General features: G+C 47.9%; 12 protein-coding genes and 4 pseudogenes. All 16 read right to left on the bottom strand.

Features of this window, described 5'->3' with window-relative positions:
- Positions 1-10: 10 nt before the first annotated feature.
- Complete coding sequence (locus tag J1836_RS03140; protein ID WP_207249656.1) at positions 11-850, bottom strand: class I SAM-dependent methyltransferase; 840 nt, start codon at positions 848-850, stop codon at positions 11-13.
- Complete coding sequence (locus J1836_RS03145; protein ID WP_207249420.1) at positions 843-1,262, bottom strand: type II toxin-antitoxin system VapC family toxin; 420 nt, start codon at positions 1,260-1,262, stop codon at positions 843-845. The genes J1836_RS03140 and J1836_RS03145 overlap by 8 nt, the downstream gene beginning before the upstream one ends.
- The gene (locus J1836_RS03150; RefSeq protein ID WP_207249421.1) at positions 1,262-1,483 is read right to left on the bottom strand and encodes an AbrB/MazE/SpoVT family DNA-binding domain-containing protein; all 222 of its coding nucleotides are present in this window, start codon (positions 1,481-1,483) and stop codon (positions 1,262-1,264) included. The genes J1836_RS03145 and J1836_RS03150 overlap by 1 nt, the downstream gene beginning before the upstream one ends.
- Before the next feature lie 97 nt (positions 1,484-1,580).
- The gene (locus J1836_RS03155; protein WP_207249422.1) at positions 1,581-1,823 is read right to left on the bottom strand and encodes a PIN domain-containing protein; all 243 of its coding nucleotides are present in this window, start codon (positions 1,821-1,823) and stop codon (positions 1,581-1,583) included.
- Positions 1,824-2,071: 248 nt separating this feature from the next.
- Positions 2,072-2,362: a DUF2281 domain-containing protein gene (locus J1836_RS21945; protein WP_372447655.1), complete on the bottom strand. Its 291-nt coding sequence runs from the start codon at positions 2,360-2,362 to the stop codon at positions 2,072-2,074.
- Positions 2,301-2,543 carry a hypothetical protein gene (locus tag J1836_RS03165; protein ID WP_207249424.1) on the bottom strand — a complete coding sequence of 81 codons (243 nt, stop codon included), beginning with the start codon at positions 2,541-2,543 and terminating at the stop codon, positions 2,301-2,303. The genes J1836_RS21945 and J1836_RS03165 overlap by 62 nt, the downstream gene beginning before the upstream one ends.
- 88 nt (positions 2,544-2,631) lie before the next feature.
- A complete protein-coding gene (locus J1836_RS03170; protein ID WP_242632707.1) occupies positions 2,632-2,961 on the bottom strand; it encodes a VOC family protein in 330 nt (109 codons plus the stop codon).
- Positions 2,918-4,495: an IS66 family transposase gene (tnpC, locus tag J1836_RS03175; protein ID WP_242632653.1), complete on the bottom strand. Its 1,578-nt coding sequence runs from the start codon at positions 4,493-4,495 to the stop codon at positions 2,918-2,920. The genes J1836_RS03170 and tnpC overlap by 44 nt, the downstream gene beginning before the upstream one ends.
- A 54-nt stretch (positions 4,496-4,549) precedes the next feature.
- Positions 4,550-4,666 (bottom strand): annotated as a pseudogene (locus J1836_RS03180) (VOC family protein); the annotation flags it as partial.
- A gap of 413 nt (positions 4,667-5,079) precedes the next feature.
- Positions 5,080-5,241, bottom strand: coding sequence for a hypothetical protein (locus tag J1836_RS21405; protein ID WP_242632676.1), 162 nt, complete (start codon positions 5,239-5,241; stop codon positions 5,080-5,082).
- Positions 5,242-5,472: 231 nt separating this feature from the next.
- Positions 5,473-5,847, bottom strand: a complete 375-nt coding sequence (locus J1836_RS03190) for a hypothetical protein (RefSeq protein ID WP_207249426.1) — start codon at positions 5,845-5,847, stop codon at positions 5,473-5,475.
- Positions 5,837-6,364 carry a hypothetical protein gene (locus J1836_RS03195; RefSeq protein ID WP_207249427.1) on the bottom strand — a complete coding sequence of 176 codons (528 nt, stop codon included), beginning with the start codon at positions 6,362-6,364 and terminating at the stop codon, positions 5,837-5,839. The genes J1836_RS03190 and J1836_RS03195 overlap by 11 nt, the downstream gene beginning before the upstream one ends.
- A gap of 421 nt (positions 6,365-6,785) precedes the next feature.
- Positions 6,786-7,082: pseudogene (locus tag J1836_RS03200) on the bottom strand (IS3 family transposase); the annotation flags it as partial.
- A gap of 30 nt (positions 7,083-7,112) precedes the next feature.
- Entirely contained in the window at positions 7,113-8,333 is a 1,221-nt protein-coding gene (locus J1836_RS03205; RefSeq protein ID WP_207249428.1) for an IS256 family transposase, read from the bottom strand.
- Between the two features lie 62 nt (positions 8,334-8,395).
- A pseudogene (locus tag J1836_RS03210) lies at positions 8,396-8,590 on the bottom strand (DDE-type integrase/transposase/recombinase); the annotation flags it as partial.
- A 21-nt stretch (positions 8,591-8,611) separates the two neighbouring features.
- Positions 8,612-9,267: pseudogene (locus J1836_RS03215) on the bottom strand (IS3 family transposase); the annotation flags it as partial.
- Position 9,268: the final 1 nt, after the last annotated feature.

The raw sequence follows: 9,268 nt of genomic DNA on the forward strand, positions 1-9,268 counted from the left end.
TTTTTTGCGGTTATTTTTGTGCGCTGACACCCATCAGGTGCTCGACTTTTTGTGTGTGTCGGAAGCCTGCGGCCTTGAGGCGGTGGATGACTCCATCGACAAAGCTGCTGCCTTTTTTGACGACGTGTGGATTGCCAGTGTAGTGAAAGAGTCGCCCGTCGCGGCGTAGCACTCGGAAGATTTCGCGGTAGAATTCTTCGCTGTATAGCTCTCCGGCGAGGGAAAAACGCGGGGGGTCGTGAATGACCGAATCAAAGGAAGCCGCAGGCAGGGTGCTTATCAGTTCGTAGCTGCTGCCTTGACGTTGCACAATTCCTGCTTGCCCCAAGTCGTTTGACCAAGGGTTGAGTGCTCGCAGCCCCATGACTTCTGGGCTTAGTTCGATGCTGAGTACTTCGCTTGCGCCTAGGCGGTGGGCAGCGATGGCGGCATAGCCTAATCCGCTACAGCAGTCGAGTACTTTGTCACCTTTGCGCACGGCTTGTTGAGCCATCGCGGAGGCACTCGTAAAGGGGTCGGTTCCTTTAGAGATGTGCATTTTGACACCGCTAATTTCTAGCAGCGGTGCGCCAGCGGTGGGAACGAGCTTGTAGTAGCCTGTGCTACGGTCTTCCAAGGGAGTCATTGCGCCATCGTGACAGAGGTAGATCCGCTGGGTCTTTTTGACGATGCTTTTGAGGGTGTCGATGGAGAGTTGATTGTCTGCGTCAAGCACTAGGTGCTGATCATTGATGGCAAAGTCTTGTTCGGATAGGTTCAGGTCGGTGGAAAGCCGGACGAGGGGAAGCCCAGCGGCGATGGCTTCTAGCGCTTGTTTGGCGTTGTCTGTGTGGAGGTAGTAGTTAGTGATCTTCACTTTTTGGGTCAATGAGTTTAAGTTGCGGATAGTAAGTATTATATTTAGCGGAGTCTCTGGTTATTAACTCAAACTGAGAGACAGTAGCGTGTGCGCCAATAAAGAAATCAGGCAGCGGTGATTTTTTTGTGCCTTTGTTTCTTCTGTATTGAAGGAATACTTTGCCAGTCAAAAACAGCGCTTCTCTCGGAATTTCCACGACTTTGATACCAAGCTCAGATATAGCCGCTTCTACTTCTTCGATTTTATCGAATCCAATAGACACTTCTGTGTAAACAATTGAGTTGATATATAACGTATTTGTCTTGCTGTACTTCTCAAGAATATTTTCTGACCAATCCGCCCAATTAGGATCATCGGTGAACAAATCAAGCAATACGCAGGAGTCTACAAAAACACCGTTCATTATGACTCTCTTGTAAGACCCATGATCTGATCTGTTGACATTTTAGCGGTTGCTATGCCTCTAAATTTGTGAAATTTTCTTGTGATGGTGGGTTCATCAACTCTGACGATGTAGAATCGTCCATTTTCTTCTTTGAAGTCGATTTCAGTCTCAGGAGAAATGCCTAGTATCTCTCTGATATTTCTAGGAATGGTGACTTGTCCTTTGCTAGTTACTCTCATGGCTGATACCCTCTACTTGTAAGTAATACCTTTATAGTATTACTTCTGGAGATAACAAGCAACTATGCATCCTATCACCGCATCTGTCGTTGAACGCCTATTCTTTGTATTCCCAAGGATTGAATAGCTCTACTGTGCTTTGCTCCATGTCTGAGGTGTTTCTTGTGGCTACAACACAATTATAAGTTAGTCCTGAAACGGCTATAAGCCCATTTAGGGTTGGCATTGTTCTTCCAGCTAGGTCTGCTAAACCTTGAATAGAACTCCAGTTAGTCACAACTTTTAAATCAATGGGGATAATTCGATTTTCAAAGCGTTTTTTAGGTCTTCTTCGACCCATATCTTTAATTTCTGCTTTCTGTTTTGATCGGGATATTTTTGAATGCCTTTCTGTATTTCACCAAACGTTAATATGCTCAAAAATAAATTAGCTTCATCTGGCAACGCTCAAAAATAGCTCATTTTGAGTATCTTCACACAGTGCCAACACCTTGGCGGGAAGTTTGTTTGGTTGGCTGTCCCACCATAAAAATGTGTGGGTATCTAACAGCAGCCTCATTCTGTACCCAGCCAGAAATCGTCTGATTCTCATAAGGGCGCATCAAAATCAGCAGCCATCACCGCACAACCAGCGTGTAAGCCAGCCTGACGTGTTGTTGGCACAGCAGATCGGGTAAGGGGCGTACTGTATTTATTGAACAGAAACTCAACAAAATTAAGTATTTCTCGTTGAACAGTCTCCGGCAAACGGCGAGTGTGTTCAGTGATTAGCTCTACTGTACCCAATAATGGTATCACTCCAGTTATTTCTCTTGGATCAGTATAGCCAAGGATACCCCTGTTGACCATTCTCGGTGTGGCACGAACCTTCCCGCGCATCAGCGCGGTGCACGAATCCAATATTTTCGCAGCAATTCCCGCTATCCATTGGCAAGGTCGAAGTCTGCACCTTGGTGCAAGTGGGGTGTGCGGCGGAAAGGGGCGATTGCCCTAGGGCATTTTCGACGCGGCAGGTGGCTTCAAAGGGGGCGGCGGCGACGTAAAACAGGGTTTCGTTCATGGGGTGGAGGGGGCTTGCAGGGAATCAAGCGGGAATTATGGCGTAGGCGGGGGCGTTGCGCTATGTTTTCGGTAAAATAGCCCAATGCTCAGGGCGGCAGATAATTGGAAACCTCAATTAGATTCATGTCAGGATCGCGGAAGTAAACAGAAAGAATCAAACCCGTTGCACCTGTGCGTTGTACGGGGCCATCAATGACGGTGACATGACAAGAAATAAGATGCTCTAACACCTCATGCAATGGCGCTGATGTAATAAAACAGAGGTCAGCAGAACCCGGTGTGGGATGTTGTGCTTTTGGCTCAAATTCTTTTTTGTGTTGATGTAGGTTAATTTTCTGGTTGCCGAAGGCTAAGGCTTTTCGACGTAATTGATCACATCCCCACCCCTTGCGGTAAAGCGGGCAGGGCAAAGCCAGCGCGGGCAGCGGTAATAACACTGGCAAGATAAGCCAAGGCAGACTGTCCACGTTTGCGGCAAGTACCGATGATGCTGGCCAGCATGGCAAACGCACGGCTCCCCGTAGCACTCTTTGTGCCATGGTTGGTTTTGCGCAGGATCACCCAATGGCGCAACGCCCGCTCAGCCTCATTATTGGTCAAGGGAAGCCACGGGTGGTCAAGGATTCGGAAAATGGCATCCCAATCATTGATGAACTCTTTCGCCAGTGCCGCCGTCTTGTCATGGGCAGATACGGCATGGATCAAGCATAATGCCCTGAATTCCAGGAGTTTTGCCTGATGGCGTTGACGGATCACGTCGGTTTGCGTCCCCACCGTGCCGCCTGCTGCCCGCCAAGCGTAAATGTCGTCCTGTAATACCCTCAGCCAAGCGAGGGTGAAGTTGCCAAACGTCCGCCCGTCTTTGTCCAGTGATTCTGCCAGCCCACGGGCTTTGCGGATCAGGTGCGCCCAGCAACGCAAGCGTTTGGGGTGGTGGCGGTAAGCGGCATAGCCATCACTCATCAGCCAGCCCCCAAAGTGGGGGCTAATCACGTTGTCGAGCATTTCAATGGTGCGCTGCCCTACGTAGAAACAAACGCTGAGGGTGGTGACGAATGTCCATAGCCACAGGGCTTCGCCACGCTCTTTCCAAGAGGTTTCATCAATATACAGCACCCCGCCGTCAGCGGTGGCTTCTGCCAACAGCCCTTCCACCAAGGCATCTTCCAATGGAGAAGCACTCGCGGCTGCTTCCTCAAAACATTGCTGCAACACCCCGACACTTAGGGGAATGCCCAACACCTCCCGCAACAGTTCTTGTGTGCCACGCAGTGACAAGCGTGAGCGCAGCCGTAGGTGGACAATAAGTGCCGCCAGATTGCCCCCAATCAGCCGCCACTCGCCCACATCAACCTCCGGGTATAACGGGTCGGGAGCTTGGCGATGCGGGATATGGCGGCTCACATGACCGCAGGTGCATACGCTATCGTGAAGGTGGTGGCGGGTGGTGATGACGGTCAGTCCGGGGTTCCCATCCGTGCCAAACTGGATGTCCACACTGTCATAGGCGGTATAAATACGGGAGACAGCCGCATCCAGGGACCTGCCACAGGCTTCACATCGGCTGGGGTAATGGTGTTCGTCTGCATTGATGGGCGGATGCCATACCCGACCATAACCCGGTGCGCCGGGTTGTTTACCCGCTTTGCGTTTGGCTGGTTGGGCTGGCTTTGTGCCCGCCACAGCTTCTGGTTCCGGGGTTGGCTTTCCTCTGGCTGCACCCACCCCTTCTGTTTCGGGCAAAGCCACCGTTTTGGGTGACGTTTCCCACGGGAAACCGCTGCTGGGTGGTTTGGAGGAGTTGTTGGAGTTTTGGTTGATCTGTTCCCGCGCTTCTTTCAGGTCATGCAACAACTTGGTCGACAGGTGCAGCAGTTCCTCCGGCGTGAGCTTGGCAAGGTACTGGCTGTTAAGCTGTTTGAGGCTGTGGTCTTTCAGTTGTTGGGTCATCGGGGGAGTGTCGCAAATTTAGTGCGTTTGGGTAAGGGGGGACTGTTCAGTTACTTTTCGACCGCTGCCGAAAGTGATTATCTCCATGCCCAAGACTTTTGAATAAAACGATGCAGTAGTTTCAATGTCTTGAACGGTAAGGACTAGGTGGTCAATGCTATCAATTTTCATGGGAGTATCTATTGTCGCCAAGGTCTAAATTTTTTGTTCAATAATCAACTCATAGTGCTCTACTGTGGGATCTGGGTTTGATGGGCTAAATCAGTGTTGTCTGTCACACATTAGTACGGTAGATGAATCCATTTTTATGAGATTTTATAAATCATCAAAGTTTATATAATAACATTTGCCAACCATCAACGATGCTTTAGGCAAAAGTACCACATCTCCTGCTCTGATAAGAACATGAATATATTCTAGACCTCCTGATTTTTTTTTAGAAAAGTATAAACTTCGGCTGTTTTTGCAGGATACAGCACAACAAATGAAACAACACTTTCTCCGTGGTTTAGCATTAATACGCTTCCTCCATCATTTTTAGCAGAAATGATCTGCTTTGAGCTATCCACAAACAATATGTCATATTATTCATCGTTGAGCTTTATTAATTTGGTGATGCCATTTAAAATTTTATCATCATCCCAGTCAGAGTCATTTTTATTAATTAGTTCAAGTTCTGGATAATAAACTTTTCCGGTTGGATTTGAGCAGGAGGCTATATCTTTTGCGAAAGATTGATTAATCATTAGCATAAATTATGCAAATAATAGAATCTTCATAACTTTATCATTTTTCAAGTCTGGCGCAACTTTCCTGCATCAGTGCATGACAAAACAATCATTTTTCGGTCTTTGAATCTGGCGATGTTTATTTGTAACAGCCACCGTCAATGTCAGGGCTGACGGGCGCGGCGGGGAGTAGTCAAAACAGGGGTACGGGCTGTCACCGCGTCCGTCGTCGAATAATTTGTTGGCGCATTAATTAATTATTTTGTCAATGGATGTTGTTGATAATCTTTTGTTTTTTGCTGCCAAAACAAAATCTTCTTTTTTCTCAAATTTGAGAGCTTTCTTGGATTTTGTATCTACTAACCAAAAAACGAATTGATTATTTTTCTCCTCCAGCATCTTCGGGATTTGCGAAGCCAATAAAATATCATTTTCTATTTGATAGTTTATCACTTCACTATCGATCACAATTAATTCGCTATTTTTAGTATCTTTATACGTGATAAAATGTCTTCCCCAGTCGTTGTAATAATAACCATTCATCAATGACTGGCTATAGTCATCTAATCCACAACCAATAATTATTGATGAAAGTAAAAAAACAACAGAAATCTTATTGACCATATGTGTAACCATTTCGGATAATACTAGGTGAACCATCAAAATCAATGGTATACGGTGTGCCTTCACCTGCAAATTCTTTTCCTAATTTGGTTTCTACATTACGTATAGTGCTACCATCTTTTCGTTCATCAAAGTCATATAGCTCTGATTTAATTTTAATTCCATCTTCTGTTTTAGTTAATGATACCCGACCATGTACGGCAAAATCACCTAATCCCTGAACGACACCCTTAGCCCAATTGTCCTCATTAAAATCACTGACTTGATGAACTGTCAGTCGAGATGCATCGACTGTAACTGGCGTACCATTCCCCATGCTCCAATGATATAACGCCTCTTCTAAGGTCAAATGTCCATCTTGAACACCTTTCTCAAGTGTTTCATTCTTTTCTTTCTCATTTGAATCATTTAGTAATCTTTGAAAATGAGTGGCGTTGGTTTCTGGATCGGATAAATTATTTGTTGATTTTGAATTGAATTCTTTATGAATAAAGTGATTGATGGGCATTATGCTCATGGGATTACCATCCTTGTAGTTCAAAACAGACACATGAAGAATATAAGTTGCTTGCGGTGATTTTGTTGCAAAAGTCTTTGGAAGGTCTGTTATGAGCGATAAGCGGTAACTTACGCCAACGTCATGTGTGACGGGCGCTGCGGGGAGTAAATTGGGCGAAGTCGCGGGCTGTCACCGCGTCCGTCGTCGAAACACTCGTTATGCTATTTAAGATTTATTCAATTTCTTTTATTGTATTTGCAAATTTCTCAACTTCATTCTTGTCATCGAGAAAATCTGAGCTTTTTATAATTACACTTCTTTCTTCAGAAAGAAAGTTTCCGATTCTATCTTCAATTTTGTCTAATACAGGCTGTATCACTTTAATATCTTTTGAAAAAGTATATTTTGCATCTGATCTAGCCCATTAAACCCGGACACCTCAACTTGTGAGGAATTGTGCTTCAAAGTCCAGCGGGCTGAGATAGCCCAAGGAACTGTGCAAGCGGTCACGGTTGTAATCGGTTTCGATGTACTCGAAAACGGTTTGTTTCATGGTCTCTCGTGTAGCAAATCGTTCGCCGTGGATGCATTCTACTTTCATGGAATGGAAAAAGCTCTCAGCGCAGGCATTATCATAGCAATTGCCTTTGGCACTCATGCTGCCATACAGTTGGTGCTGTTGTATCAGTTGTTGATAAGCGTGAGAGCAATATTGGCTGCCACGGTCGGAATGGAGAGTCTGTCAAATAAACTGTGTAACAAATTTTCATAGGGCGGAGAGCGGGACGCGCTCTTCGCCGAACATCAGTAAAAAGGTCTGCAAAGCAGGCTTCCAGTGGTGGATAACCGACCACTTTTGCGAGGCTTCGCGCACCGCCAAATACAGGCTTTTGAGGGCTGAACTGTCACTGGGGAAGATGCGCCGATTGCGGGTGAACTTGCGCAAACTCATGTTCAGGGACTCAATCGCATTGGTGGTGTAAATCACCTTGCGGATTTCGGGTTGGAACTGGAAGAAGGGGATGACATTCGCCCAGTTGCCGCGCCATAGACGCACGACCGCTTTGTATTTGTCGCCCCATTCAGTCTCCAGTGCTTCCAGTTCGCGTTCCGCTTCTTCAGCGGTACTGGATTGGTAAATGCGTTTGAGGGCTGCCACCACACCTTTGGTGTCTTTGGCAGTGACGTAGCGCAAGCTGGCGCGAACCATGTGTACCATGCACAACTGGGTCAATGTTTTGGGGAAGACGGCATTGACCGCTTCCGGCAAGCCGTTTAAGCCATCCATGCAAGCCACATAGATGTCCTGCACGCCCCGGTGGCGTAGTTCAGTCAACACCGACAGCCAGAACTTCGCCCCTTCATTTTCTGCTAACCAGATGCCCAACACGTCCTTTTCACCGCGTAGGTTGACCGCCAGCACCACATGCGCCGCTTTGTTGATGACCTGCTTATCTTGTTGAACTTTAACGATAATCCCATCAAGCCAGACAATCGGGTAGATGTTGTCTAATGCCCGTGATTGCCAAGCTTTGGCTTCGCCTTGGACGGCTTCAGTCACTTCGCTAATCAGCGTGTGCGAGATGTCGACCCCGTACAGCCGTTTAACCGTGTCTTCAATGTCGCGGGTGGTCATGCCTTTGGCATACAGTGTCAGGATGTGTTCTTCCATCCCTGCCAGCCGTATCTGGCGTTTCTGCACCAGCTTTGGCTCAAAGCTGCCGTCACGGTCACGCGGTGTTTCCACCTGCAACTCGCCAAACTCGCCTTTGATGGTCTTGTTGCCTTTACCGTTGCGGGTGTTGCTGCGCCGTTGCCCTATATCGCTACGCTCACCCTTGTCGTATTTCAGGTGCGCGTCCAGTTCGGCTTCGAGGCTGCGGTTGATCATCCGTTGCAGGAGCTGGCTGTAAAGGTTCTTTACATCAGCAGGCGTTTTGCAATCGGTTAATAGCTCATCCATCAGGACGGGATTCAGGGGTTCCATGTGACTGCTCCTTGGCGGGTGTTTCCGCTGTTATATAGCAGTTACACAGTTCAGTTTACAGTCTCGGAATGGACAATCACGCCCTTAGGATGTTTACGCTTCCAGAGTGCCATTTGCAGGGCATCACACACCAAATCAGCGGTCATGCGTTGATCCATTGCCCAACCAATCACTTGGCGGGAAAATAAGTCCATGATAACAGCCAGATACAGCCAGCCTTCGTCTGTCCACAAATAAGTGATGTCACCCGGTGTTTTTCAAGGTAGTTGTCGCAAAAATCATGCTGCCTCCCTCACTTTTTCCCGCACTGGTTTGTCGGGGTTGAGGGTGACGGCAGCAATGGGAGTCCAGTTCCGGGTATCGCCCGACCAGCGTTCAGGGTGTTTGGCTTTGGCAGCGGCATAGACTTCCACCCGCTTGGCAAGGATGGCCTTGTCCTCCCCGTGGTGGCGTTGTGCTGGGGTGACAAAGCGGATTTTGCTGTGCTGGTGTCCGTGGTTGTACCACTGCATGAACTGCTGCACCCACTCACGGGCTTCCTCCAGCGTGGCAAAGCCTTGGCAGGCCAAGTGGGGGCATATTTGAGGGTGCGGAAGAAAGATTCCACATAGGCATTATCATCACTGACACGCGGACGGCTAAAGGATTGGTTTAAGCCGAGTTCGTCGAGTTTGGCGCGGAAAGTCTGGGCTTTCATGATGCTGCCATTGTCGTTGTGCAGGACAGGTTTATCCTTGCCGTACAGCTTTTCGCGCCAGACCGCCTTTTCCAGCAGTTCGGCTGCGAGTTCGCCGGATTCGCGCTCGTGGACTTCCCAAACGACACCGTAACGGCTGTAGAGGTCTTCGACCAGATACAGGTAAAAGAAACGCCCGGTGACGGTGCTGGGCAGCCAGGTCACATCCCATGTCCAGACGTGGTTGGGCGCGGTGGCG

The sequence above is a fragment of the Thiothrix fructosivorans genome, from assembly GCF_017349355.1.
Taxonomy (GTDB): Bacteria; Pseudomonadota; Gammaproteobacteria; order Thiotrichales; family Thiotrichaceae; genus Thiothrix; species Thiothrix fructosivorans.